The following is a 25,444-nucleotide window of genomic DNA, read 5'->3' as shown; positions in this document are numbered from 1 at the left end:
CGATGATCGGCAAATGCGAAACACCTGAATGACCGTCAAATCGCCGCCCGTGACCCCTCTTCTGGATCGGGTCTCCGTTCCCGCCGACCTGAAGAAACTCTCCGAGTCCGAGTTGCCGCAGCTCGCGGCCGAGTTGCGCGCGGAAATGATCGACGCTGTCTCGCAGACCGGCGGCCATCTCGGCGCCGGTCTGGGCGTGGTCGAGCTGACGGTGGCGCTGCATTATGTCTTCGACACGCCGGCCGACAGGCTGATCTGGGACGTCGGCCACCAGGCCTATCCGCACAAGATCCTGACCGGCCGGCGCGACCGCATTCGTACGCTGCGCCAGGAAGACGGGCTGTCGGGCTTCACCAAGCGCGACGAAAGCGAGTACGATCCCTTCGGGGCGGCCCATTCCTCGACGTCGATCTCGGCCGGGCTCGGCATGGCCGTCGGCCGCGACCTCAAGGGTGCGAAGAACAACGTCATCGCCGTCATCGGCGACGGCGCCATGTCGGCCGGCATGGCCTATGAGGCGCTCAACAATGCCGGCGCGCTCGACGCTCGGTTGATCGTCATCCTCAACGACAACGACATGTCGATCGCGCAGCCCTCGGGCGCCATGAGCGCCTATCTGGCGCGGTTGGCGTCCGGGCGCACCTACCAGGGCTTCCGCGATCTCGGCAAGAAGCTCACCTCCTATCTCGGCAAGAGCGTCGACCGCGCCATCACCCGCGCCGTCGAGCATGCGCGCGGCTACGTCACCGGTGGCACGCTGTTCGAGGAACTGGGCTTCTTCCACATCGGCCCGATCGACGGCCACAATCTCGAGCACCTGATCCCGGTGCTGAAGAACGTGCGCGACAATGGCGCCGGCCCGATCCTCATCCATGTCGTCACCCAGAAGGGCAAGGGCTACGCGCCCGCCGAGGCCGCGTCCGACAAGTATCACGGCGTCAACAAGTTCGACGTCATCACCGGCGCGCAGGCCAAGGCGCCTGCCAATGCGCCCGCCTATACGCGGGTGTTCGCCGAGACGCTGGTGCAGGAAGCGCGCGACGACGACCGCATCGTCGCCATCACCGCCGCGATGCCCACCGGAACCGGCCTCGACCTGTTCGGGGACCTTTTTCCGGCGCGGACCTTCGACGTGGGCATCGCCGAACAGCACGCCGTTACCTTTGCCGCCGGCCTCGCCACCGAGGGCTTCAAGCCGTTCTGTGCCATCTATTCGACCTTCCTGCAGCGCGCCTACGACCAGGTCGTCCACGACGTCGCGCTCCAGCACCTCCCGGTGCGCTTCGCCATCGACCGCGCCGGCTATGTCGGGGCCGACGGCGCCACCCATTGCGGCGCCTTCGACGTCGGCTATCTCGCCATGCTGCCGGGCTTCACCGTCATGGCCGCCGCCGACGAGGCGGAGCTGCGCCACATGATCCGCACCGCCGTCGAACATGATTCGGGTCCCATCGCCTTCCGCTATCCGCGCGGCAATGGCGTCGGCGTCGACATGCCCGAGCGTGGCGTGGCGCTGCCCATCGGCAAGGGACGCGTGCTGCGCGAGGGCACCAAGGTCGCGCTGCTTTCCTTCGGCACGCGCCTCGCCGACTGCCTCGCCGCGGCGGAAGAACTCGACGCCGCGGGTCTCTCCACCACGGTCGCCGACGCACGCTTCGCCAAGCCGCTCGACACCGATCTGGTCGCCCGGCTCGCGCGCGAGCACGAGGTGCTGGTGACCGTCGAGGAAGGCTCGATCGGCGGCTTCGGCACGCAGGTCCTGCATCATCTGGCCGGCGCCGGTCTGCTCGAAAGCGGCGTGCGGGTGCGACCGCTCGTCCTGCCCGACGTGTTCACCGACCAGGCCAAGCCCGAGCGGATGATCGAACTCGCCGGTCTCGACGCGCCGGGTATCGTCCGTACGGTCTTCTCGGCCCTGGGGACCGGGGCCAAGGCAGTCAGGGCGTAGCGTCGGCGCCGGTCACTTCTGCCGCGCCATCGCGCCGAACGACTCCACCAGCGAATCGAACACCGCGCGCACCCGCGAAACCCGCGCCAGGTTTTCGTGCGTGACGATCCACGTCTCCAGCACCGCGACCTCGATCTCCGGCAGAATGCGGACCAGATCGGGGTCGCCTTCGCCAACGGGTACCTGCGCGACCGCGATGCCGACGCCCGCCCGCGCGGCGGCAGTCTGCGCCGGGTGGCTGTCGGTGCGCAGCACCAATCGTTCGCGGTTCAGGGCGGGGCCGAAGCGCGCGGCCAGCGCAAGGTCGCTGCGATTGCGATCCGGTCCGATCAGGTCATGCGCCGCCAGTTCGGCGAGGCTCGCCGGCGCGCCGCGCCGCGCGACGTAGCGACGCGACGCGAACAGGCCGAGAGGAATAGCCGCGACCTTCCGCGCCACCAGCGCCTCCTGCCGCGGGGCCACGGTCCGCACAGCGACGTCCACCTCCTGCGCGAGGAGGTCGGCGGGCGCGTTGCTCAGCGACAGTTCGATCCGCACTCCGGGATGCGCCTCGCGCAGCCGCGCGAGCATTGCCGGCATGACTTCGATCCCCATGAATTCCGGCACGCTGATCCGAACCGTTCCCGCGACCTCGCCCACGGAAGACGAAGCCTGGCGCACGAACAGTTCCGACGCCATCGCCATGGCGCGCGCCGGGCCGCGCAGCGCTTCCGCCGTCTCGGTCGGGGTGAGGCCGTTCACCGAGCGGGTGAACAGCACCGTGCCCAGTCCCTTTTCCAGCGCCTCGATGCGGCTGCGCACCGTCGGGTGCGACAGACCGAGTTTCCGGGCCGCGGCCGAGAGGCTGCCTTCTTCGAGGACGGCCAGAAAGACGCGTTGGTCGTCCCATTCGATGGAAGTGCTCATAAGAATCTTTCTACCATCTGTCGGATCGTTTGCAATTCCCTTTCATCTGCCTGCGTCCCATCCTCTTTTCATCGTAACGACGAAAGACAGGAGATTTCGATGGAACGGAGCAGGACGGCGCTGGTACTCGGAGCGACGGGCGGAATAGGAGGCAGCATTGCCACGGCCTTGCTGCGCCATGGCTGGCAGGTGCGTGGTCTGGCCCGCGACACTGCGAAAGCGCGTGGCGTCGGCCCCGGCCGGGTGGAATGGGTCGAGGGCGACGCCATGCGCCGGGACGACGTGGTCCGCGCTGCGGAGGGCGTCTCGCTCATCGTGCATGCGGTCAACCCGCCCGACTACGCCAACTGGGACAAGCTCGTCCTGCCGATGATCGACAACACCATCGCGGCGGCGCTGTCGGCCGGCAATGCCCGCATCGTACTGCCGGGCACGATCTACAATTTCGATCCGGCGGCGACGCCTGTCATCGACGAAAGCAGCGTCCAGAACCCGAAGAGCCGCAAGGGCATGATCCGCGTGGCGTTGGAGGAACGATTGTGGCGGGCCGCGCCGGAGGTGCCCTCGCTGATCCTGCGCGCCGGCGATTTCTTCGGCCCGGGCGCTCGGGCCAGTTGGTTCGCGCAGGCCATGGTTCCGGCCGGAAAGCCGCTGCGCCGCATCCTCAATCCGGCGCGCGGAGCCGGTCACAGCTGGGCGTATCTGCCGGACCTTGCAGAAGCCTTCGCGCGGCTGGTCGATAGGCCCGAGCACCTGCGCCCCGTCGAGGTGCTGCAGTTCGAGGGCCTCTACGACGCCGACGGCACGCGGATGGTGGAGGCCATCCGCCGGGCCAGTGGTCGCCGATTGCGTGTCTTCGCCTTCCCCTGGTGGCTGATGCGTCTTGCGGGCCTGTTCGGCGGCTTCCCTCGCGAGGCGGCCGAGATCGCGCCGTACTGGCGTCATCCGATCCGGCTCGACAACACCCGTCTCGTCGCCCTTCTCGGAGAAGAGCCCCGCACCGATCTCGACGTTGCGGTCGCCGAGACGCTCGCCGCCCTCGGCTGCCTGGAGACCCCGCCGCAAGGGCGGATCCCTCAGGTTGCCTGAGACGCCCCGTCCGCGCTGTCCCGTGACCACGATGGCTCCGTCAAGGGCCGTGGCAGCCGACCTGTTTCCACACGACTGGAGATTTCTCATGGACGAGACGCATGACACGCTCGCCGAGCTTCGTTGCGGAACTCCCATTTGGTTCGCGGCTCTTGCCTGGCTCATGCCGGCCGGAGTGTTTTCCCAGTTCGTGATCGCGGGATTCGGGCTGCTCCTCGATCCTGCCCTGCTCGGACTGCACGGCGCGATCGGCTCGATCCTGGCGCTTCCTGCCATCGGGCTCGCTGCGGGCGCCTTCACGATCCGTCGCCTGCGCGGCTTCGGCTGGTGGGCGGCAATCCTGGTGGCGCTCTATCTGGTGCAGGTCGGGCTCGCGGCCGGCCCTATCCCGGTGTTGTTGTCGCTTCACCCGGCCAATGGTGCGCTTCTTCTGGCCGCGAGCCTTGTCCTGCTCGCCAAGGTCGAGCATCGCCGGTCGGCAAAGGGCGCCTCTGCGTCCACGACGCCTCCGCAGGCCTCCTCGTAACACCCTGTTTACGCTGCCTGTTCGCCTCCCGCTTACCGTCTCTCTTGGGCCGATCTTAGGATCGATGCGCTAGACACGCTCCCGGGACTGGGAGACGACATCATGAAGATGATCATCGCGGCCGCGGCGCTTGTCGCCGCGCTGAACGGTTCGGCTTTGGCCGACGGCAAGGTCGATCGCTCGATGGACCCGGTCGAGCAGGTGGCCCCGCTCGACCAGGCCGATCGATCGATCGACCAGATCGACCGATCGATCGACCAGGCGGCGGCGCGCATTCTCGCCGGCCGCATCGGCGACATCCGCGGCGGCTTCGCGCCGGGCCAGAAGCCGGCCTTCATCCGCACCGTCAGCGCCGAGACGACCGCCAGCACGAAGCGACAGGACCCGGCGCCGGTCAGGCGCGTTTCGAGGAGCGACGGCCCCTGGATCGACGGACTGGCAAGGGCCCGCGATCCTCTGGCCGGCCGGGCGATCGTCGGTCTCTGAGTCCATGTCCCCCGAAAGTGGCTCCCGGTTGCGGGACAGGGACATGCAAACAAGGGCGCTGAAGCGCAAAGCGCGGATCTGAAAGATCGCGACGCGCTTCAGCGCGACTTGCGCTCGGGCGCTGCATTCGCCAATGAGGGGCGGATGCAGCCCGACCAGCACAGTTCCGCAAAGATGCGCCTCGACGAAGCGCTGGTGGCGCGCGGTCTCTTCGCCTCTCGTTCGCGGGCGCGCGACGCCATCCTGCGCGGCACGGTGACCGTCGACGGTGTGTCCGAAACGAAGCCGGCGCTGGCGGTTGTGCCAACGGCCCGGATCGCGGTGGCCGATCCGGCACGGCGCTACGTTTCCCGCGCGGCGCTGAAGCTCATCGCGGCCCTCGACGCCTATGCCTTCGACCCGGCGGGCCGGGTGGCGCTCGATCTCGGTGCGTCGACCGGTGGCTTCACGCAGGTGCTGCTCGAGCGCGGGGCAGGGCATGTCGTGGCCCTCGACGTCGGTCACGGCCAGTTGCACGAGAGCCTGCGCGACGATCCGCGCGTCACCGTCCTCGAAGGTTTGAACGCCCGCGATCTCGCCGCCGCCCATCTCGCCGGCCACGCACCCGACATGCTGGTTTCCGACGTCTCCTTCATCTCGCTCAAGCTGGCCCTGCCGCCGGCACTGTCGCTCGCTGCCCCGGGCGCCCTTGCTGTCTTTCTCGTCAAGCCGCAGTTCGAGGCCGGCCGCGCGGCGATCGGCAAGGGCGGCCTCCTGCGCGATCCCGCCGATGGTGCGCGGGTCGCGCAAGACCTCGCCGCCTGGCTGGCCAACCAGCCTGGCTGGCGCACGCTCGGCTTCATGCCGTCGCCCATTGCTGGCGGCGACGGCAACCGCGAATTCCTGCTGGCTGGAGTAAAGGACGCATGAGCGCCGAATCGACCCGCCTCGTCATCGAACGCCTCGGCGCGCAGGGCGACGGCATCGCCCGCACCGCGCGTGGCCACGCCTACGTTCCCTTCGCGCTGCCGGGCGAGACCGTCACGGCCGCCGTCGTCGGCGAGCGCGGCACCCTGATGGCGCTGATCGAGCGGGCGCCCGAGCGCGTCGAGCCGCCCTGCCGCCATTTCGGCACCTGCGGCGGCTGCGCGCTGCAGCATCTCGAAGCCTCCGTCTATCATTCCTGGAAGCGCGACAAGCTTGTGCAGGCGCTGGCCGGCCGCGGTATCGAGGTCCCTGTCGATCCGCTGGTGACCTGTGCGCCCGAAAGCCGCCGCCGCGCCGGCTTCACGGCCAGGCGCACCGACCGCGGCATCGTGCTCGGCTACAATCAGGCGCTGTCCAACGAGATCATCGACATCGAGGAATGCCCGATCCTCGTGCCGGCCATCGTTTCGGCGCTGCCGGCACTGCGCGAGGTCGCCGGCATCATTGCGGCGACGAGCCAGCCTTTCCGCCTGCTGGTGACCGCCACCGATTCCGGTCTCGACATCGCGGCCATGGACTCCGGAGCGCTTTCCGAACATGCGCGCCATGCCGCCGGCCGCTATGTGCTCAAGGCGGGCTTCGCGCGCCTCTCGGTCGATGGCGAAATCGTCATCGAGCCCAGGAAGCCGATGGTGAAGGCGGGCGACGTCGCGCTCGAGCCGCAGCCGGGCGGCTTCCTGCAGGCGGTCGCGTCGGCCGAGGATGCGATGGCCGCGCTCGCCGTCGGCCATCTCGGCAAGTCCAGGAAAGTCGCCGACCTCTTCTCCGGCGCCGGCGCCTTCACCCTGCGCCTCGCCCGCTACGTCGAAGTCCATGCCGTGGAGGCCGAAGCCGCCGCGCTCGGCGCCCTCGACCGCGCCTTCCGTTTCGCCACCGGCCTGAAGCGCGTCACGCTGGAGCGCCGCGACCTCTTCCGCCGCCCCTTGACCTTCAAGGAATTGAACGCCTTCGGCGGTGTGATCTTCGATCCGCCGCGCGCTGGCGCCGAGGACCAGGCCAAGCAGCTGGCCCGCAGCGACGTGCCCCGGGTCGTCGCGGTCTCCTGCAATCCCGTCACCTTCTCGCGGGATGTCGCGACCCTCGTCGAGGGCGGATACGTCGTGAAGCGCGTGGTCCCGATCGACCAGTTCCTGTGGTCGCCGCATGTCGAGGCCGTGGCCCTTCTGGAGAAGCCGAAGAAGCGCCGCTGAGCGCGGGAGCGCGCGACTACCGCCCGTTGAGCAGTCGCTCGACGAAGGCGGGCACGATCTCGGTCGCCCTCCCGTGTTCCGCCTCGGCGAACAGCGAGTGCCCCTCCGATCTTTCCAGATTGAGCTCCACCGTATGGGCGCCATGACGGCGCGCTTCCTCGACGAAGCCTGCCGCCGGATAGACGCTGCCGCTCGTCCCGATCGAGACGAACAGGTCGCATCTCTCCAGCGCCTGCTCGATCCGGCCCATGTGATAGGGCATCTCGCCGAACCACACGACGTCGGGCCGGATCGTGCCCGTCGAATGGCAGGCGGGGCACATCGTGTCGACGCCCATGTCGCCCGGCCAGTGCAGACGGTTGCCGCAATTGGTGCACAGCGCCTGGCCGAGTTCGCCATGCATGTGGATCAGCCGGGATGAGCCGGCGCGTTCGTGCAGGTCGTCGATGTTCTGCGTCACCAGCAGAAGGTCGCCGGCAAACGCCTGCTCCAGCCTCGCCAGCGCAGCATGCGCGGCGTTCGGGGCCACGTTCGCCATGGCGCGGCGACGCTGGTTGTAGAAGTCGTGCACCAGCCGCGGGTCGCGCGCAAAACCTTGCGGCGTCGCCACGTCGCGATAGTCGACCTTCGACCATATGCCCCCCGCGTCCCGAAACGTGTCGACGCCCGATTCGGCGGAGACGCCGGCGCCGGTGAGGATGACGATGGAGGAGGGGCGGTTCATGCCGATTTCCATAGCCGTCCCGGCGTCGTTGCGAAAGTACGGTACTTGCACCATGCAGGAATTGAGCACATATTGAGCAGGAAGCGTTCAATGAGCGGAAGGCAATGAACATGGCCATGATGGCGGTTTCGGCTGCGAACCTTCACGAGGAGGGTGTGCCGCATCTGTCTGCTCGTCGGGTCGCCGATCATCTCGGCATCACCATGAGCGAACTTGCAACGCTGGTGGGCGTGGCCCGAAACACTCTGAGCACCGCGGTCGGTGGCCGCAAGGTGGACACGGCGCTCAGCCCGGTGGTTCGCATCCTCGCCATGGCGGGGGAGATGGCGGGTGGCGAGGATCGCGCCGTCATCTGGTTCAAGCACCAGCCGATCCCGGGATGGGCCGGAAAGTCGGCATATGATCTCGTGCGGGAGGGAAAATCCGAAAAGGTTCTGACCTATCTGGAGGCCGTGAGATCCGGCGTTTATGCCTGACGTCACCCCTTGCGACCTTCTTCTCTGGCGCGCCTATGTCCCACGATGGGCCTATATGCCGGGAGAAGGGGCGGCGCGCTTCGGCGGACGCTGGAACCCGGTTGGTGCGCCTGCCATCTATGCGGCACGCGAACTGTCGACGGCCTGGGCCGAATACAATCAGGGTTTCGTCCAGCATCCAGCCTTGATCGCTCGCCTGCAGCTGAAGGGTGCGCGCCTGATCGACCTCACGGACCGAGCCGTGCTCGCCGACCTTGGTGTCGGCAGCGACATTCACCGATGCGAGTGGCGACAGAACCTCGACTCGGGGCTGGAGCCACCCACCTACGCCTTGCGGCGCGTTCTGGTCGAGGCTGGCGCCGATGGCGTGATCTTCCCGTCGCACATGTCCCCCGGCGGAACTTGCATTGCGCTCTGGCGATGGAACGCGAAAGGATCGCCGGAACTCTCGATCATCGATCCCGACGAACGACTTCCGCGGACGCCTGCGTCGTGGACCTGACGCGCTTCTGTCGCCTCACGCCTGCGTTCCGCCCACCGTCATCTGGTCCATCCGCAGATGCGGCTGGCCGACGCCCACCGGCACGCCCTGGCCGGCCTTGCCGCACATGCCGATGCCGGTGTCGAGCTTCATGTCGTTGCCGATCATCGAGACGCGGTGCATGGCGTCGGGGCCGTTGCCGATCAGCATCGCGCCCTTGATCGGCCGCGTCACCTTGCCGTCCTCGATCATGTAGGCCTCGGTGCAGCCGAACACGAACTTGCCCGACGTGATGTCCACCTGCCCGCCGCCGAAGGAGACGGCGTAGATGCCCTTCTTCACCGAGGCGATGATCTCGGCCGGTTCCATGTCGCCGCCGGTCATGAACGTGTTGGTCATGCGCGGCATCGGCTGGTGGGCATAGCCCTCGCGCCGGCCGTTGCCGGTGGCGCGCATGCCCATCAGGCGGGCGTTCTGCCGGTCCTGCATGTAGCCGACCAGCTTTCCGTCCTCGATCAGCACGTTGCGCGCACTGGGCGTGCCCTCGTCGTCGATCGTCAATGATCCGCGACGCTCGGCGATGGTGCCGTCGTCGACCACCGTCACGCCCTTGGCCGCCACCTGCTGTCCCAGCAGCCCCGAGAAGGCGGAGGTCTTCTTGCGGTTGAAATCGCCTTCCAGGCCATGCCCGACCGCCTCGTGCAGCATCACGCCCGGCCAGCCGGAGGAGAGCACGATGTCGAAGGTGCCGGCAGGGGCGGGAATGGCTTCGAGATTGACCAGCGCCTGACGCAGCGCCTCTTCGGCCGCGTGCTTCCAGCTCTGTTCGGCCACGAATTCGCCGAAGCCCTTGCGGCCGCCCATGCCGTAGGAGCCGCTCTCCTGCCGGTCGCCCTCGCCGACGACCACCGAAACGTTCATCCGCACCAGGGGCCGGATGTCGCGCACCAGATGGCCGTCCGCCCGCAGGATCTCCACCTGCTGCCAGGATGCCGTCATCGCCGCCGTCACCTGCCGCACGCGCGGATCGCGCGCCCGCACCCAGCCGTCGATCTCCTGGAGAAGCGCGGCCTTTTCGGCGAAGGCGGGCGACGCGATGGGATTGACGTCGTCGTAGAGCTTGACGTTCGTTCCGGCCGGAGCCGGCGCCAGCGTTCCGGAATAGCCGGCCTTCACCGTGGACACCGCATCGGCGGCGCGCCGCAGCGCGGCACCGGACATCTCGCTTGCATGCGCGAAGCCGGTCGCCTCGCCGGCCACCGCACGCAATCCAAAACCCTGGTCGGTGTTGAAGCTCGCCGTCTTCAGCCGGCCATTGTCGAACACCAGCGCCTCGCCCTCGCTGTACTCGAGGAAAAGTTCTCCATCGTCGGCGCCGTCGATCGCATCGGCGACGACGCGCCGGACGGTGCTGTCATCGATGTCGAAGCGGGAAATCAGATCCATCGGAGGCTCCTTGCTGTCGACCCCGATGTAGGGCGTTCCGGCAAGACCCGCAACGCCGGCATGACGCCCCTGTCGTGGAACAGCCGCAGTCTCTCGCCGACTTCGCGGTCGAGCGCTGCGGAAGAGTGTCGGGGCGCGCCGCCCGGTGTTACGGCAGGGCCGCAAACCCGGCCGAGAACCCGCTGAGGTCGACCGGAATTCCGATGCCCTCCTCGGGCGTCTGGAACACGATGAACGTCGCCGACGTCCCCGCCTTCAGCGTGTCGAGCAGCGAGGCTTCGAGGATCACCTCGGCATAGCAGCCGTCCTGGAAGCAGCGCACGAAATAGGCGCGGCCTATGTCCTTGCCATCGACGTTGAGGCCCAATCCGTTCGGCAAGAGCACGCCGAGCGGGGCCAATACGCGCAGGATTTCGGCCTTGTTGTCGGCTGTGCGCAAAACCACGACGGACAGCCCGACCTCCGGCCTGTCTTCGGCCACCACGTTCTGCATCAGGGCGCACTGTTCGCCCGACGCGCCTGCCGGAACGTCGCAGATCACCGACCAGGCTCCATGCGTGGCACGTACGGTGCCGCTCTGCTGAGCGGCAGCGGGAAGTGCGGAGGCCGCGAGAACCGAACCGGCGAGTGCACCGGCAATGAAACGTGCGGGGATCATGGGGACTCCGTTTCGAATCACTTCAATCTGAGGTGCGTAGACGCTCGGCGAACCCTACCGCGCCGGCAGGCGCTTTCAAAGGAGAAGCCTTCTCAACCGCCCGAAGGAAAGCACTTGGCGCGCGATTGAGCCCGAATTGCGACGTTGCCTGGCGCCGCGTCGGCGACGGCGAAGCGGCGCAACATAAGGTACGCGGGCTCCGTCTCTTTGATCTCGCGCAAAAATGCCGCATGAAATGAACCGGAGCGTTTGTTGCGGTCGGGATCAGGATATGATTTTAACGGCCCAAACGCCGACCGGGGAGTCTCCCCCGGCGGAGAAGGCGTGACGGCGAGTTGGCCGAACCCGCAGCGATGAGGAGAATCCGAGCGTGACCAAGAAGTTCCTGACGATGCTGTCTGGTACGATTGCGCTTCTGGCCGCAGGGCAGGCCTGGGCCGCCCAGCCGGTCGACTGGCAAATTGGCTTCCAGCCGGCTGCCACGCCCATCATGGAGGCGATCCGCTGGTTCGAGCAGTACACGCTGTGGTTCATCATCCCCATCACGCTGCTCGTTCTCTTCCTTCTGGCCTGGGTGATCATCCGCTACAGGGCGAGCGTCAATCCCGTGCCGTCGCGCACCAGCCACAACACGCTGGTCGAGGTCGTGTGGACGGTCGGCCCCGTGGTCATCCTGCTCTTCATCGCCATCCCCTCCTTCCAGCTCCTGACCGCGCAGTACACGCCCACCGAGGAACCGTCGCTGACGATCAAGGCGACCGGAAATCAGTGGAACTGGGACTACGAGTACCAGATCGAGGAGCCCTTCTCCTTCAATGCGGCGATGCTGCAGGAAGGGCAGCGGGCCGACTTCGGCAAGGAAGACAGTGCTGCCTATCCGCGCCTGCTGGCCGTCGACAACGAGATCGTCGTTCCTGTCGACGCGACCGTGCGTGTTCTCGTCACGGCCAGCGACGTGATCCATGCGTTTGCGATGCCGGCCTTCGGCGTCAAGGTCGATGCCGTGCCGGGCCGGATCAACGAGACGTGGTTCAAGGCGACGCGCGAGGGTCTCTACTATGGCCAGTGCTCGGAGCTCTGCGGTAAGGATCACGCCTACATGCCGATCGCGATCCGAGTCGTCAGCCCCGAACTTTACGATCAGTGGGTTGGTGCAGCCGGTTCGGATCTGTCCGGCGCGAACCGTGCCCTGATGGCAGCGGTCGAAGCACAATCGAAGATGGCGTCCGCGGCCGAGTAAGGCCAGCGAACCGAACAAGAATGACAATGGAGCGGTGAACATGGCAGGCGCTGCAGCTCACGACGACCATCACGATCACAAGCCTTATGGCTGGACGCGCTGGGTCTATTCGACGAACCACAAGGACATCGGGACGCTGTACCTGATCTTCGCCATCATGGCGGGCATCGTCGGCGGCTTCCTGTCGGTCATGATGCGCTGGGAGTTGGCCGAGCCGGGCATCCAGATCTTCCATGGCCTCGCGTCCATGGTCTACGGCGTGGAGGGCGATGCCGCCATCGATGCCGGCAAGCACATGTACAACGCCTTCACCACCGCCCACGGCCTCGTCATGATCTTCTTCATGGTGATGCCGGCGCTGATCGGTGGCTTCGCCAACTGGATGGTCCCGATCATGATCGGTGCGCCGGACATGGCGTTCCCGCGCATGAACAACATCTCGTTCTGGCTGCTGCCGCCCGCCTTCATCCTTCTCATCCTGTCGGCCTTCGTGCCGGCCGGTCCCGGTGCCTATGGCGTCGGCGGCGGATGGACCATCTATCCGCCACTCTCCACCTCCGGACAGCCTGGCCCCGCGATGGATCTTGCGATTCTGTCGCTGCACATCGCCGGCGCCTCCTCGATCCTCGGCGCCATCAACTTCATCACCACCATCTTCAACATGCGCGCACCCGGCATGACGCTCCACAAGATGCCGCTGTTTGCATGGTCGGTGCTGATCACGGCTTTCCTGCTGCTTCTGTCGCTTCCGGTCCTGGCCGGCGGCATCACCATGCTCCTGACCGATCGCAACTTCGGGACCGCCTTCTTCGCACCCGAAGCCGGTGGCGACCCGATCCTGTTCCAGCACCTGTTCTGGTTCTTCGGGCATCCGGAGGTCTACATCCTGATCCTGCCGGGCTTCGGCATCGTCAGCCACATCGTGTCGACGTTCTCGCGCAAGCCGATCTTCGGCTATCTCGGCATGGCCTATGCCATGGTGGCGATCGGCGTCGTCGGCTTCGTCGTGTGGGCGCACCACATGTACACCACCGGCCTGTCGCTGGAGACGCAGCGCTACTTCGTCTTCGCCACGATGGTCATCGCGGTGCCGACCGGCGTGAAGATCTTCTCGTGGATCGCCACCATGTGGGGCGGTTCGATCTCCATGCGCACGCCGATGCTGTGGGCGATCGGGTTCATCTTCCTGTTCACCGTCGGCGGCGTGACGGGCGTGCAGCTCGCCAATGCCGGCCTCGATCGTGCCATGCACGACACCTACTACGTGGTCGCGCACTTCCATTACGTGCTGTCGCTCGGCGCCGTCTTCGCCATCTTCGCGGCCTGGTACTACTGGTTCCCGAAGATGTCCGGCTACATGTACTCGCCGCTGATCGCGCGCACGCACTTCTGGGTGACGTTCGTCGGCGTGAACCTTGTGTTCTTCCCGCAGCACTTCCTCGGCCTGGCGGGCATGCCGCGCCGGTACATCGACTATCCGGATGCCTATGCGGGCTGGAACATGGTTTCGTCCTACGGCTCCTACCTGTCGGCGATCGGCGTGCTGATCTTCCTCTACGGCGTCTTCGAGGCCTTCTCCAAGAAGCGCGAGGCAGGGGCCAATCCGTGGGGCGAGGGCGCAACCACGCTCGAGTGGCAGCTGCCTTCTCCGCCGCCGTTCCACCAGTGGGAGCAGCTGCCGAAGATCAAGTAGGCGCGACCGGATGGACTCGGGGCCGCCGATCCGTCGGCGGTCCCGCACCAAGAACAACAAGAACCTGGAAGCATTAGGCATGGCCCTGGCCACAACCGACCGCGAGATCGAAACCGGCATTCACCTGTCCGAGGCGACGCCGTCCGACTATTTTGCGCTGCTCAAGCCGCGCGTGATGGCGCTCGTCGTGTTCACGGCGGTCGTCGGCCTCGTGGCGGCGCCGGTCTCGGTCAATCCGTTCATCGCGCTGATCGCCATCCTCTCCATCGCGGTCGGCGCCGGCGCCTCCGGTGCGCTCAACATGTGGTACGATGCCGACATCGACGCCTTGATGTCGCGCACCGCCACCCGGCCGGTGCCGAGCGGTCGCGTCCAGCCCGGCGAGGCGCTGGTCTTCGGGCTCGTGCTCTCGGCGCTGTCGGTGATGACGCTCGGCGTGCTGGTCGACTGGCTGGCCGCCTCGCTGCTGGCCTTCACCATCTTCTTCTATGCCGTCGTCTACACGATGTGGCTCAAGCGCTGGACGCCGCAGAACATCGTCATCGGCGGCGCGGCCGGCGCCTTCCCTCCGATGATCGGCTGGGCCGCCGCCACGGGCTCGGTAAGCCTGGAAAGCGTCATCCTTTTCGCCATCATCTTCCTGTGGACCCCGCCGCATTTCTGGGCGCTCGCCCTGTTCAAGTCGGCCGACTACGGCCGCGCCGGCGTTCCGATGATGCCGAATGTCGCCGGCAATGCCTCGACGCGCCGCCAGATCTTCGCCTATTCCGTCATCATCGCCCCGGTCGGCGTGCTGCCCGCGGCGCTCGGCTACGCCAGCCTCGGTTACGGCATCGGCGCCGCCGCGCTTGGGGTCGGCTTCGTCTGGTATGCCTGGCAGGTCCTGCGCATGAGCGACGACGACCAGGTCATGAAGCCGGCCAAGGCGCTCTTTGCCTATTCGATCCTCTATCTCTTCGCGATCTTTGCAATCTACCTGGTCGACACCGTCGTTGGCCGGGCCATGGCGGGATGACGCAGATGAGCGAGGACGACAAAGGCATCACGCTCACGCCGGCCCAGAAGAAGGCACGTCGGTCGCGCAATGTCGCGATTGCGATCGGTCTGGCGCTTCTCGTGGTGATGTTCTACGTGGCGACGATCGCGAAGTTCGGCCCCGCGATCCTGAGCCGGCCCTTGTGAGGTGAGCGATGAGCGACAGCGCTAGGTCTGCGAATGTGGAACGCAAGGCATCCTCGAACCTTCTGGTCGCGGGAGCCTGCACGGCAACCTTCCTCGGCATGATCGGCATGGCCTACGCAGCCGTGCCGCTCTACCAGCTTTTCTGCCAGGTCACCGGCTATGGCGGAACGACCCAGCGGGTCGAGCAGTATTCCGACACCGTCATCGACCGCCAGGTGACGGTCCGTTTCGACGCCAACGTCGCGTCCGGCCTGCCCTGGGAGTTCAAGCCGGAGCAGCGCTCGGTCACGATGAAGATGGGCGAAACGGTGCAGGTGAGCTATCGCGCCGTCAACCCGTTCAACAGGCCGACCCGCGGACGCGCCAGCTTCAACGTCTCTCCGGCGATGGCAGGGGCCTACTTCAACAAGGTCGAGTGTTTCTGCTTCACCGACACCGAATTGAAGCCGGGCGAAGCGCTCGAGATGCCGGTGGTGTTCTTCGTCGATCCGGCCATCGACAAGGTTCCGGAATTGCGGAACATGACGACCATTACATTGTCCTATACCTTCTTCGGCATCGACGGGGAGCCGGCCGAGTCCGTCTCCGTACGCGGAAGCGCGCCTGTCGACACCGGCATCACGTCCAGCAACTTTGGGGGCTGAAATGGCTGACGCTCACGCCAAACCGCAACACGACTATCACATCATCGACCCCAGCCCCTGGCCGTTCATCGCCTCCGTCGGGGCGTTCGTCATGGCGATCGGCGCGGTCGCCTGGATGCAGGCCCTCAAGAGCGGATCGCTGAACCTGTTCGGGCTCGATTTCTCCGCGGCGAACTACTGGATCTTCGCGATCGGCCTGCTGATCGTGCTCTACACCATGTACGCATGGTGGGCCGACACCATCAAGGAAGGCAACGAGGGCCACCACACCCGGGTCGTCTCGCTTCACCTGCGCTACGGCATGATCATGTTCATCGCCTCCGAGGTGATGTTCTTCGTGGCCTGGTTCTGGGCCTTCTTCGACGCCGCCCTCTTCCCCGGAGAGGCTGCGCAGGTGTTGCGGTCCGATTACACCGGCGGCCAGTGGCCGCCTGCGGGCATCGAAGTCCTCGACCCGTTCCACCTGCCGCTCTACAACACCATCATTCTCTTGCTTTCGGGCACCACCGTCACCTGGGCGCATCACGCGCTGCTGCACGACGATCGAAAGGGCCTCGTCTGGGGTCTCGCCCTGACCGTCGCGCTTGGCATCTTCTTCTCCTTCGTGCAGGTGTATGAGTACATGCACGCGCCGTTCGCGTTCAGCGACTCGATCTATGGCGCGACCTTCTTCATGGCCACGGGCTTCCACGGCTTCCACGTCCTCATCGGCACCATCTTCCTGCTGGTCTGCCTGCTGCGCGCCATGGCGGGTGGCTTCACGCCGAAGCAGCATTTCGGTTTCGAAGCCGCTGCCTGGTACTGGCACTTCGTCGACGTGGTCTGGCTGTTCCTCTTCGCCGCCATCTACGTCTGGGCATCGGCCGGCGCGACGATCGCCGTGATGCACTGACGGCTTCCCATCGAAAGACGGGTTCGTACGAACGGCCGCCGCAAGGCGGCCGTTCTGCTTCCGGGCAGGCGCATCGCGCCTGCGGCATCGGGCGTTGTCGACCTGCCGTCGCCATTGCTCTATACCGCCGCCATGGCGGCTGCGGGGTGAAGGGAGCTTCGACATGAGCAACGACAAGGCCTTCTACCCCTCCGTCGATCCCGTGCAGGCGGGCCTGCGGGGCCGGTGTCCGCGCTGCGGGGAAGGGCGGCTCTTCAAGGGCTTCCTCACGGTCGGCGATCAGTGCTCGAATTGCGATCTCGACTATTCCTATGCCGATGCGGGCGACGGACCGGCCGTTTTCGTCATTCTCATCATCGGCTTCGTCGTGGTCGGTCTGGCGCTGTGGATGGAGGTCACCTACGGACCGCCGATCTGGCTCCAGTTTCTGCTCTGGACGCCACTGACGCTGTTTCTCACCCTCACGTCGCTGCGGCTCATCAAGGGCGTGCTGCTCACGCTGCAGTACGCCAACAAGGCGCGCGAAGGGCGACTGGACCTTCCCGAATGACGGACGATGTGATCCTTCCGCGCCGCGGTCGTCTGGCGGTCGTTCTTGCGCTGATCGTCGGCGCCGTAGCCTTTGCCACCCTTCTCATGCTCGGAAACTGGCAGGTCCAGCGGTTGCATTGGAAGGAGGCGCTGCTTGCGACCATCGAGGCGCGAATCCATGCCGAGCCACGGCCGCTCGATGAGGTGCTGTCTTCCGGCCCGGCGATCGCGGACCTGGAATACACGCCGGTGACGCTGGAAGGCGTCTTCGTCCACGCGGCCGAACGCCATTTCTTTGCCACCTGGAAAGGCGCATCCGGCTTCTTCATCTACACGCCGCTTCGACGCCCGCAGGGCGACCACGTCTTCGTCAACCGCGGCTTCGTGCCCTATGACCGCAAGGACCCGGCCACGCGCCCGCAAAGCCTCGTGGAGCAGCCGGTCGAGATCACCGGTCTGCTGCGTGCGCCGCTGGTCGAAAAGCCGTCATCGATCCTTCCCGACAATGATCCGTCGAAGAACCTGTTCTACTGGAAGGACATTCGCGCCATGGCCGATTCGTCCGGCCTTCCGGACGACCTCCCGGTTCTCGGCCTCTTCGCGGATGCCAACGAGGCGCCCAACCCGGGCGGTCTGCCGATCGGGGGCGTCACGATCATCGATCAGCCGAACAATCACCTGCAATATGCCGTCACCTGGTACGGTCTGGCCGCTGCGCTCGCAGTCGTGCTCGGCATCATGCTCTGGCGCAATTTCCGGCGTTGAGGGACCGACGGCTGGCGGCCTGCTCTTGACAGAGCGGGATGGTCGACATCATGTCCGGGCCATGGATATCCCCCCCGCCCCACAGACGGAAAAGCCCCTTCTGACGATACGCCTCTGCCAGCCGCGCGGATTCTGCGCCGGCGTCGACCGGGCGATCCAGATCGTCGTTCTGGCGCTAAAAAAGTACGGCGCGCCCGTCTATGTCCGGCACGAGATCGTGCACAATCGCTACGTTGTCGAGGGGCTGGAGGCCAAGGGCGCCGTGTTCGTTGAGGAACTCGACGAGATTCCGCTTGAACATCGCCGCCAGCCGGTCGTTTTCTCCGCGCATGGAGTGCCGAAATCCGTGCCGGCCGATGCGAAGGCACGTGAACTCTTTTATCTCGACGCCACCTGTCCGCTGGTCTCCAAGGTTCACAAACAGGCAATGCGGCACCAGCGGCTTGGCCGTCATGTGGTTTTGATCGGCCATGCCGGCCACCCCGAGGTCATTGGCACGATGGGGCAGTTGCCGACGGGCGCGGTGTCGCTGGTCGAGACGGTCGAGGACGCCGAACGCTACCAACCCGTCGATCCCGACAATCTCGGCTTCGTCACGCAGACGACGCTGTCGGTCGAGGACACGGCAGGGGTGATTGCGCGGCTGCGCCAGCGCTTTCCCAATCTTCAGGCGCCGGCTGCGGATTCGATCTGCTACGCCACCACCAATCGACAGGATGCGGTGAAGGAAACGGCGGACGGCGCTGATCTCTATCTCATCGTCGGAGCGCCCAATTCCTCGAATTCGCGCCGGCTCGTCGAGGTCGCGGAGCGGGCAGGGGCCGCGCGCGCGCTCCTCGTCCAGCGGGCTTCGGAAATCCCATGGGAGACGGTCGACGGGATTCGCACGCTCGGCCTGTCGGCAGGCGCATCGGCGCCCGAGATCATCGTCGACGAGATCATCGAGGCTTTCAAGACGCGGTTTGACGTCAAGGTTGAACTCGCGGTCACCGCGACCGAGACCGAGGAATTTCCGGTCATGCGCGATCTGCGCGATGTCGAGCTCACCAAGGCCGACATGGCCTTCGTCAACGGCTGATCGACGGTACCGGCGGGCGGGTCAAGATGGCGGTCTACACGGACATCTCGGAAGAGGAACTGGCGGCCTATCTGAAGGGCTACGCGATCGGCGAGACGCTGTCCTACAAGGGGATCGCCGAAGGTTCGGAAAATTCCAACTTCCTCCTGCACACCACCGGTGGCGTGTTCATTCTCACGCTCTACGAAAAGCGCGTCGAGCGCGCCGAATTGCCCTTCTTCCTCGGCCTGATGCAGCATCTGGCGCAAAAGGGTATCAACTGCCCGTTGCCGGTTGCCCGCAGCGACGGCGAACTCATCGGCGAACTGGCCGGTCGCCCGGCCGCGATCATCACCTTCCTCGAAGGTGTGTGGATGCGCCGCCCCACGGCCACTCATTGCCGCGAAGTCGGCCGCGCGCTGGCCGGGATGCATGTCGCCGGTGCTGACTTTTCCATGCACAGGCCGAACCGCCTGTCGGTCGCCGGCTGGAAGGAACTGTGGGAGCGGGCGCGCCCGATGGCCGATTCCTACGAGCCCGGCCTCGTGGCCGAAATCGACGCCGAGTTCGCCGCTTTCGAGAAGGGATGGCCGGTCGACCTGCCGACGGGCGTCATCCACGCCGACCTCTTTCCCGACAACGTCTTCTTCCTTGGCAACAGCCTGTCGGGCCTGATCGATTTCTATTTCGCCTGCAACGACTTGTTCGCCTATGATCTCGCCACCTGCATCAACGCCTGGTGCTTCGAGAAGGATCACTCGTTCAACCAGACCAAGGCGCGCGCGCTTCTGGCAGGCTATCAGTCCGTGCGTCCGCTCGAAGAGGCCGAGCGTCGGGCGCTCCCGCTTCTGGCGCGCGGCTCGGCGCTGCGCTTCATGCTGACGCGCCTCTACGACTGGCTGACCATCCCCGATGGCGCCCTCGTCCAGAAGCGCGATCCGATGGAGTTCATTCGCCGCCTGCGCTTCCATCGCCACATCGCTACGGCGGCCGAATATGGTTTGAAGGACGCATGAAGACAGTCGAAGTGTTTACCGACGGGGCCTGCTCCGGCAATCCGGGTCCCGGTGGCTGGGGCGCCTACATGCGCTTCAAGGGCAAGATCAAGGAACTGTCCGGCGGCGAAGCGGACACCACGAACAACCGCATGGAGCTCATGGCGGCAATCGAGGCGCTGAACGCGCTGAAGGAGTCCTGCCACGTCATCCTGACCACCGACTCGAATTACGTCCGGGACGGCATTTCGAGCTGGATCGATGGCTGGAAGAGAAACGGGTGGCGCACGGCGTCGAAGCAGCCGGTCAAGAATGTCGAGCTCTGGCAGGCGCTCGATCAGGCGCGCCTGCGCCACAAGGTCGAATGGCACTGGGTCAAGGGCCATGCCGGCCATCCTGAGAACGAGCGTGCCGACGAGCTCGCCCGTATGGGCATGGCGCCCTTCAAGCGGCGTCCCTGACGGCACCTTGAAACGAAATCAGCCGCCCGGAGGGCGGCTGACGGGGCGTGACCGGCGAGAGCCGCAGCCGATCTCAGAGCTGCTCGAGAATCTTCGCCGCGCCGGAATCGATCGCCTTGCCGGGCGAGTCCTCGATGTTGAGGGCGGTCACGACACCGTCCTCGACGATCATCGAGTAGCGCTTGCTGCGCATGCCGAGGCCGCCCATCGACAGATCCATTTCCAGACCGGCGGCCTTGGTGAAGGCGCCGTTGCCGTCGGCCAGGTAGAGAAGGCGTCCCTCACCGCCGGTGAAGCGTGCCCAGGCGCCCATGACGTGGTGATCGTTGACGGAGACGACGGCGATGGTATCGACGCCCTTTGCCAGGATCGCGCCGTGGTTCTCCAGATAGCCCGGCAGGTGATTGTTGCTGCAGGTCGGCGTGAACGCGCCTGGGACGCCAAACAGCACCACCTTCTTGCCTGCGAAAATGTCCGCGACGCTCATGTCCTTCGCGCCATCTTCAGTCAACGTCTTGAACGTCGCGGCAGGCAGTTTTTCGCCCACGGATATCGTCATTGAAAAGTCTCCAGGAATGGGATTCGCACGCAGGAAGCGAGTTGACCTTCAATAGCGGGCGAGCGAATTTTGTCCAGCCTCTCCTCAAGGAACGGCAAAAACGCCTGCCACTGCGGCGCTCCCGGACGTCAGCGTATAGGATATCTCGGCAGCCGGCTGGCCGTCAGCCGGTCTCGAAAGAACCGCCGCTTCGAAGGTGATGCCGTCCGGACCGGCTTTCACCGCCTTCGGTGCGCCGAACGCAAAGCCGCCGCCCGGCGCCAGGAAGAGGGCGGTCGCGCCGGAGGCGCTGTCCGGTATGATGGTCTTCAGCCGCAACACGTTGCCCGAAAGCGTCGCGTCGTCGATGCGGAAGGTCTCTCGGGGCTCGCCGGGGAGTGCCCGGATGGCTGCCTCCACGAAGGCCGCGTCATCGGGATCGTCCGGCGCGCTTGCCGGCTCGACCGTCAACCGCGCCTGGACAGGGATGCACATCGTCTCGCAGATGCCCAGAAAGACGTCGGCTTCGATCACGGAGAAGCGATCCGGCGCATCCACGGTAAACGTGATCGGCAGCACGACCGGCTCGCCATATCCCGCCCAGGCTCCATACTTGTCCTCGTGCCATGCCGGAGCCGGGAAATGGATGACGGCCGTCGAGGCGTTGATCGAGGCGCCGATGTCGATCTGCGGCGGAACGCCGGAGGCGCCCGGCTCCTTCCAGTAGGTCTTCCAGCCGGATGCCAGCCTGATGTCGAGGGCACCCATGAGCCTGCCGGTCTCGTCGGGAAGTCCGGTGGTGACCAGACGAAGCGTCACTCCATCGATGGCATGCGCCTCGCTCGACGACGACGAGGATGTGTTCACGCTTGCCGAAAGGGCAGCCGCGGCGACGAGGAGGCGGGCAAAGGACATGAGCGGCTTTAAGCCGGGCTCCAGCCGCGATGCAAGCGCGCCGCGTTCGCGCTGGCTTCATTTCTGCGTGACCTTGCCCGGCCTCAGCCCCGCCCGTCGACCGAAGCGTCTTTCAACCGAGCGGAAAACACGCTAGCTTTCACAGCATGGACATCTTGCGCCAGAAGAAAGACATCGCCCAAGGCGGATTTCTGGACGACCAGTTCCTCATTGCCATGCCCGGCATGCAGGACGAGAATTTTGCGCGCGCGGTCATCTATGTCTGCGCCCATTCCGAAGAAGGCGCGATGGGCATCGTCATCAATCGGGTCCAGCCGCTCCGCTTCCCCGACCTTCTCGTGCAACTCGGCGTCGTCGACGAGAAGCAGGCCATACGCCTTCCGGCACCCGCCCGCGACCTCCTGGTGCGAAACGGTGGCCCCGTCGACCGCAGCCGCGGTTTCGTGCTTCATTCCGACGACTACATCGTGGATTCGTCGCTTCCCGTCTCCGAAGACATCTGCCTGACCGCGACCATCGACATTCTGCGCGCCATCTCGAAGGGCAGCGGTCCGCGCCACGCCCTGATGGCGCTCGGCTATGCCGGCTGGGGGGCCGGACAACTGGAGCGCGAAATCGTCGACAATGGCTGGCTGACCTGCCCGGCCTCGCAGGACATGCTGTTCGATGGCGACATCGACCGGAAATACGAGAGACTCCTGATGTCGCTCGGCATCGACATGGCCCATCTGAGCCCCTACGCCGGCCACGCCTGACGACGTCAGGCCTGCGTGAGGGGAAACTGCTCCTTCAGCATCTTCGTCACCGCCTCTGACGACATCGGCTGTCCGAACATGAAGCTCTGGACATACTCGCAGCCCATCGACCGGAGGTGGTTGGCGTCCTCTTCGGTCGACACGCCTTCCGCCACCACCGACAGGCCGAGATCATGCGCCATGCCGACGATGGACTTCAGCAGCATGGGCTTCTTGGGGCTCTGGTCGTCGATGAAGCTCTTGTCGATCTTGATCGTGTCGAAAGGAAAACGCGTCAGGTAGGACAGCGACGAATACCCGGTGCCGAAATCGTCGAGCGAAAGGCCGATGCCGGTCTCGCGCAGCTTGTCGAGGATGTGGACCGAGCGTTCCGGATTGTCCATCACGAGCGACTCCGTCATCTCGAGCCGGAAATACAGCGGGTTGAGGTTGGCACGGGCGAGCGCCGAGCGGACGTCGGCGACGAGGTCCTGGCGGATCAACTGCCGGCTCGACAGGTTCACGGAAACCGAAAGCGGCGTCTCGCCGATCTGCTTGTGCCAGGACGACAGATCCTCGGCCGCGGTCTGCATGGCATACAGGCCAAGCTGCACGATCAACTCGCAGCTTTCGGCGATCGGGATGAACTCCGACGGGGCGATCATGCCGCGCCGCGGATGCTCCCAGCGCAGCAGGGCCTCGAAGCCGGCCACCGAATTGTCTTCCAGGCGGATGATCGGCTGGTAGGCGAGGCGGAACTCGTTGCGTTCGAGCGCGCGCCGCAGGTCGGATTCGAGCTGCAGGCGATCGCTCCCGAAGGACCGGAAAGCGGGGCGGAAGGGTTCGATGCGATCGCCGCCGAAGCGTTTCGCCTGCTGCATGGCCAGTTCGGCGTCCTTGACGAGATCTTCCGCCGATGTCTGTGGCGCAGTCCACGAGATCAGTCCAACGGAGGCTGTCAGCACGATGTCGCGCTTGGCATAGTTGATCGGTGACCGGATCGCCTGCCGCATGGCGTCCGCGAAGGCGGCGATACGCGCCGGATTCGGCTCCGAGAGGAGGATCAGCCCGAACTGATCGCCGGACAGCCGCGACAGCGAGTCGCCCGTCTTCATGAGCCGGTGCAGGCGGCGGGCGACGGTCAGGAGGATGGTATCGCCCGCCGACATGCCGAGTGCTTCGTTCACCTGCTTGAAACGGTCGATGTCGATGACGAAGACCGTCGGACGCACGGTTTCCTGGGTCTGGGCAATCGAGATCACCGTGTCCAGCCGGTTCAGGAACAGGCCTCGGTTCGGCAGGCCGGTCAGATTGTCGTGCACCGCATCGTGGAGGAGCCGTTCCTCGGCCTTCTTCTGCTCGGTCACGTCGATCATCGTGCCCACGCAACGGATGATCTCGCCATCGGAGCCGATGACGGGTCGTGCCCGCATCAGGAACCAGCGATAATGCCCATCGGCGCCCCGCATGCGGAAATCGATCGAGATGCGGCCGCGGCGATGCTCCAGCACGATGTCGAGCGTGGTGCGGAAATTGTCCCTGTCCTCGGGGTGCAGCGCCGGCAGCCAGCTGCGCGCTGGTCCAAGCAGGCTGCTTGCGGGCAGCCCGATCATTTCGGCGACGTCGGGACGGGTGATGATGCGGTCGCGCATCACGTCCCAGTCCACCACGATGTCGCCCGAGCCGGTGATCGCCAGCGCCTGGCGCTCCATGTCGCTGAACAGGCCCTGGTGCAGCGCGCCGCCGGAAAATGCGTGCTGCATGACCGTGAAACCGATCAGGAGAATGATCAGGATCAGTCCGCCGCCGAGCGCTGGCTGCACGATGTCGTTGTCGAGCGCGCCGGTGATCGTCATCCACGCAGCCAGAAGCCAGACCAGCACCATGATCCAGCTTGGAACGAGCATGATCGCGCGGTCGTAGCCCTGCATGCCGAGATAGATGATCAGCCCGACGCCGATCAGCGCGGTCGCGGCAAAGGACATGCGGGCGATGCCGGCGGCGACCGGGGGGTCGATCAGGGCCACGCCCGCGATCAGGCCCAGGCCGAGTATCCACGCGATGGCGCCATAGCTGAAGTGGCCGTGCCACCGGTTCAGGTTCAGATAGGCGAACAGGAAGACCACGAACGTGCCGGCGAGCGCGATCTCGGTGCTTGCGCGCCAGAACTGCTCGTTGCCCGGAGCGATCTCGATGACCTTGGTCAGGAATCCGAAATCGACGCAGATGTAGGCGAGAACCGCCCATGCGAGCGAAGCGGTCGCCGGAAACATCGACGTGCCCTTCACCACGAACAGGATCGTCAGGAAGAGCGCCAGGAGTCCGGCGATTCCGATCACGATACCGCGGTAGAGCGTGTAGGAGTTGACGGTATCCTTGTACGCTTCAGGCTCCCACAGATACACCTGCGGCACGCGCGGCGATGCCAGGTCGGCCACGAACGTCACCACGACACCAGGGTTCAACGTCAGCAGGAAGACGTCGGCATCCGGCGCTTCCTGACGGTCGAGCGCGAACCCTTCGCTGGGCGTAATCGCCGCGATGCGCCGCGAGCCCAGGTCGGGCCAGATGAGACCGGATCCGACGAGTCGGAAATGCGGTGCCACGATAAGCCGGTCGATCTGTTGCTCGGTCGTGTTGGCAAGCGCGAAAACCGCCCAGTCGCCCGTCGACTGCTGGTCCTTCGCCTCCACTTCGATGCGGCGCACGATGCCGTCGATGCCGGGGGCGGTGGAGACCTGGAAATTCGAGCCCCGGTTGCGGTAGATTTCCACGGCTTTGGACAAGTCGAGCGCAACGTCGTCTCGCGAAATCCGAATGGGCTCGATGGCTTGGGCCGTGGTGACGAGCGTCGACAACGCGATCAGCAACGCCACGAGCAGGCCTGAGAGGCCTTGCATC

Annotated in this window: 27 protein-coding genes; 20 read left to right on the top strand and 7 right to left on the bottom strand. The window is 65.7% G+C overall.

Features of this window, described 5'->3' with window-relative positions; translation table 11 throughout:
* Positions 1-28: 28 nt before the first annotated feature.
* Complete coding sequence (dxs, locus tag EJC49_RS03195) at positions 29-1,948, top strand: 1-deoxy-D-xylulose-5-phosphate synthase (protein ID WP_126698019.1); 1,920 nt, start codon at positions 29-31, stop codon at positions 1,946-1,948.
* A 12-nt stretch (positions 1,949-1,960) separates the two neighbouring features.
* Here the strand turns inward: dxs and EJC49_RS03190 are convergent, their stop codons facing one another.
* On the bottom strand, positions 1,961-2,854 hold the full coding sequence (locus EJC49_RS03190; protein ID WP_126698018.1) for a LysR family transcriptional regulator: 894 nt from the start codon (positions 2,852-2,854) through the stop codon (positions 1,961-1,963).
* A gap of 99 nt (positions 2,855-2,953) precedes the next feature.
* Between EJC49_RS03190 and EJC49_RS03185 the strand changes: the two genes are divergently transcribed.
* The 5 genes from EJC49_RS03185 to EJC49_RS03165 all read left to right on the top strand — a co-directional run bounded on the left by EJC49_RS03185 (position 2,954) and on the right by EJC49_RS03165 (position 7,111).
* Complete coding sequence (locus EJC49_RS03185; RefSeq protein ID WP_126698017.1) at positions 2,954-3,943, top strand: NAD(P)H-binding protein; 990 nt, start codon at positions 2,954-2,956, stop codon at positions 3,941-3,943.
* 88 nt (positions 3,944-4,031) lie between these two features.
* The gene (locus EJC49_RS03180; RefSeq protein ID WP_126698016.1) at positions 4,032-4,469 is read left to right on the top strand and encodes a DUF6220 domain-containing protein; all 438 of its coding nucleotides are present in this window, start codon (positions 4,032-4,034) and stop codon (positions 4,467-4,469) included.
* A 102-nt stretch (positions 4,470-4,571) separates the two neighbouring features.
* Positions 4,572-4,955, top strand: coding sequence for a hypothetical protein (locus EJC49_RS03175; RefSeq protein ID WP_126698015.1), 384 nt, complete (start codon positions 4,572-4,574; stop codon positions 4,953-4,955).
* A 144-nt stretch (positions 4,956-5,099) separates the two neighbouring features.
* The gene (locus tag EJC49_RS03170) at positions 5,100-5,864 is read left to right on the top strand and encodes a TlyA family RNA methyltransferase (RefSeq protein ID WP_126698014.1); all 765 of its coding nucleotides are present in this window, start codon (positions 5,100-5,102) and stop codon (positions 5,862-5,864) included.
* Complete coding sequence (locus EJC49_RS03165; protein WP_126698013.1) at positions 5,861-7,111, top strand: class I SAM-dependent RNA methyltransferase; 1,251 nt, start codon at positions 5,861-5,863, stop codon at positions 7,109-7,111. The genes EJC49_RS03170 and EJC49_RS03165 overlap by 4 nt, the downstream gene beginning before the upstream one ends.
* Positions 7,112-7,127: 16 nt before the next feature.
* Here the strand turns inward: EJC49_RS03165 and EJC49_RS03160 are convergent, their stop codons facing one another.
* Positions 7,128-7,835, bottom strand: coding sequence for an NAD-dependent deacylase (locus tag EJC49_RS03160; RefSeq protein WP_126698012.1), 708 nt, complete (start codon positions 7,833-7,835; stop codon positions 7,128-7,130).
* A 116-nt stretch (positions 7,836-7,951) separates the two neighbouring features.
* Between EJC49_RS03160 and EJC49_RS03155 the strand changes: the two genes are divergently transcribed.
* Positions 7,952-8,311 (top strand): antitoxin Xre/MbcA/ParS toxin-binding domain-containing protein, encoded by a 360-nt coding sequence (locus EJC49_RS03155; protein WP_126698031.1) that lies wholly within the window; start codon positions 7,952-7,954, stop codon positions 8,309-8,311.
* Positions 8,304-8,813: an RES family NAD+ phosphorylase gene (locus tag EJC49_RS03150; protein WP_126698011.1), complete on the top strand. Its 510-nt coding sequence runs from the start codon at positions 8,304-8,306 to the stop codon at positions 8,811-8,813. Before EJC49_RS03155 ends, EJC49_RS03150 begins: the two co-directional genes overlap by 8 nt.
* Before the next feature lie 15 nt (positions 8,814-8,828).
* Here the strand turns inward: EJC49_RS03150 and tldD are convergent, their stop codons facing one another.
* Both tldD and EJC49_RS03140 read right to left on the bottom strand, forming a co-directional pair.
* Positions 8,829-10,238 (bottom strand): metalloprotease TldD, encoded by a 1,410-nt coding sequence (gene tldD, locus EJC49_RS03145; RefSeq protein ID WP_126698010.1) that lies wholly within the window; start codon positions 10,236-10,238, stop codon positions 8,829-8,831.
* Positions 10,239-10,386: 148 nt separating this feature from the next.
* Entirely contained in the window at positions 10,387-10,896 is a 510-nt protein-coding gene (locus EJC49_RS03140; protein ID WP_126698009.1) for an invasion associated locus B family protein, read from the bottom strand.
* A 370-nt stretch (positions 10,897-11,266) separates the two neighbouring features.
* Between EJC49_RS03140 and coxB the strand changes: the two genes are divergently transcribed.
* The 11 genes from coxB (at position 11,267) to rnhA (ending at position 20,356) form a co-directional block, all read left to right on the top strand.
* Positions 11,267-12,136, top strand: a complete 870-nt coding sequence (coxB, locus tag EJC49_RS03135; protein WP_425358789.1) for a cytochrome c oxidase subunit II — start codon at positions 11,267-11,269, stop codon at positions 12,134-12,136.
* 40 nt (positions 12,137-12,176) lie between these two features.
* Entirely contained in the window at positions 12,177-13,829 is a 1,653-nt protein-coding gene (ctaD, locus tag EJC49_RS03130; protein WP_126698008.1) for a cytochrome c oxidase subunit I, read from the top strand.
* A gap of 79 nt (positions 13,830-13,908) precedes the next feature.
* Positions 13,909-14,844, top strand: coding sequence for a heme o synthase (locus tag EJC49_RS03125; RefSeq protein ID WP_126698007.1), 936 nt, complete (start codon positions 13,909-13,911; stop codon positions 14,842-14,844).
* A gap of 5 nt (positions 14,845-14,849) precedes the next feature.
* Positions 14,850-15,011 carry a hypothetical protein gene (locus EJC49_RS25545; RefSeq protein WP_170314588.1) on the top strand — a complete coding sequence of 54 codons (162 nt, stop codon included), beginning with the start codon at positions 14,850-14,852 and terminating at the stop codon, positions 15,009-15,011.
* 8 nt (positions 15,012-15,019) lie between these two features.
* Complete coding sequence (locus EJC49_RS03120) at positions 15,020-15,655, top strand: cytochrome c oxidase assembly protein (protein ID WP_126698006.1); 636 nt, start codon at positions 15,020-15,022, stop codon at positions 15,653-15,655.
* Position 15,656: 1 nt separating this feature from the next.
* Entirely contained in the window at positions 15,657-16,547 is an 891-nt protein-coding gene (locus tag EJC49_RS03115) for a cytochrome c oxidase subunit 3 (RefSeq protein WP_126698005.1), read from the top strand.
* 163 nt (positions 16,548-16,710) lie between these two features.
* The gene (locus tag EJC49_RS03110; RefSeq protein ID WP_126698004.1) at positions 16,711-17,097 is read left to right on the top strand and encodes a DUF983 domain-containing protein; all 387 of its coding nucleotides are present in this window, start codon (positions 16,711-16,713) and stop codon (positions 17,095-17,097) included.
* Positions 17,094-17,843 (top strand): SURF1 family protein, encoded by a 750-nt coding sequence (locus tag EJC49_RS03105; RefSeq protein WP_126698003.1) that lies wholly within the window; start codon positions 17,094-17,096, stop codon positions 17,841-17,843. Before EJC49_RS03110 ends, EJC49_RS03105 begins: the two co-directional genes overlap by 4 nt.
* A gap of 61 nt (positions 17,844-17,904) precedes the next feature.
* Positions 17,905-18,921, top strand: coding sequence for a 4-hydroxy-3-methylbut-2-enyl diphosphate reductase (ispH, locus tag EJC49_RS03100; RefSeq protein WP_126698002.1), 1,017 nt, complete (start codon positions 17,905-17,907; stop codon positions 18,919-18,921).
* 26 nt (positions 18,922-18,947) lie between these two features.
* Positions 18,948-19,916 (top strand): homoserine kinase, encoded by a 969-nt coding sequence (locus tag EJC49_RS03095; protein ID WP_126698001.1) that lies wholly within the window; start codon positions 18,948-18,950, stop codon positions 19,914-19,916.
* On the top strand, positions 19,913-20,356 hold the full coding sequence (gene rnhA, locus EJC49_RS03090) for a ribonuclease HI (protein ID WP_126698000.1): 444 nt from the start codon (positions 19,913-19,915) through the stop codon (positions 20,354-20,356). The genes EJC49_RS03095 and rnhA overlap by 4 nt, the downstream gene beginning before the upstream one ends.
* A 73-nt stretch (positions 20,357-20,429) precedes the next feature.
* On the opposite strand, the gene EJC49_RS03085 is transcribed toward rnhA, so the two are convergent.
* Positions 20,430-20,915 (bottom strand): peroxiredoxin, encoded by a 486-nt coding sequence (locus EJC49_RS03085; RefSeq protein ID WP_126697999.1) that lies wholly within the window; start codon positions 20,913-20,915, stop codon positions 20,430-20,432.
* An 84-nt stretch (positions 20,916-20,999) separates the two neighbouring features.
* Complete coding sequence (locus EJC49_RS03080; protein WP_126697998.1) at positions 21,000-21,809, bottom strand: protein-disulfide reductase DsbD domain-containing protein; 810 nt, start codon at positions 21,807-21,809, stop codon at positions 21,000-21,002.
* Between the two features lie 146 nt (positions 21,810-21,955).
* On the opposite strand from EJC49_RS03080, the gene EJC49_RS03075 reads away from it, so the two are divergent.
* Positions 21,956-22,564, top strand: a complete 609-nt coding sequence (locus EJC49_RS03075) for a YqgE/AlgH family protein (protein WP_126697997.1) — start codon at positions 21,956-21,958, stop codon at positions 22,562-22,564.
* A 5-nt stretch (positions 22,565-22,569) separates the two neighbouring features.
* On the opposite strand, the gene EJC49_RS03070 is transcribed toward EJC49_RS03075, so the two are convergent.
* Positions 22,570-25,443, bottom strand: coding sequence for an EAL domain-containing protein (locus EJC49_RS03070; RefSeq protein ID WP_170314590.1), 2,874 nt, complete (start codon positions 25,441-25,443; stop codon positions 22,570-22,572).
* Between the last annotated feature and the right edge of the window lies 1 nt (position 25,444).

Source organism: Aquibium carbonis (assembly GCF_003970795.1).
GTDB classification, from domain to species: Bacteria; Pseudomonadota; Alphaproteobacteria; order Rhizobiales; family Rhizobiaceae; genus Aquibium; species Aquibium carbonis.
This window is presented reverse-complemented; position numbering and strand designations above follow the sequence as displayed.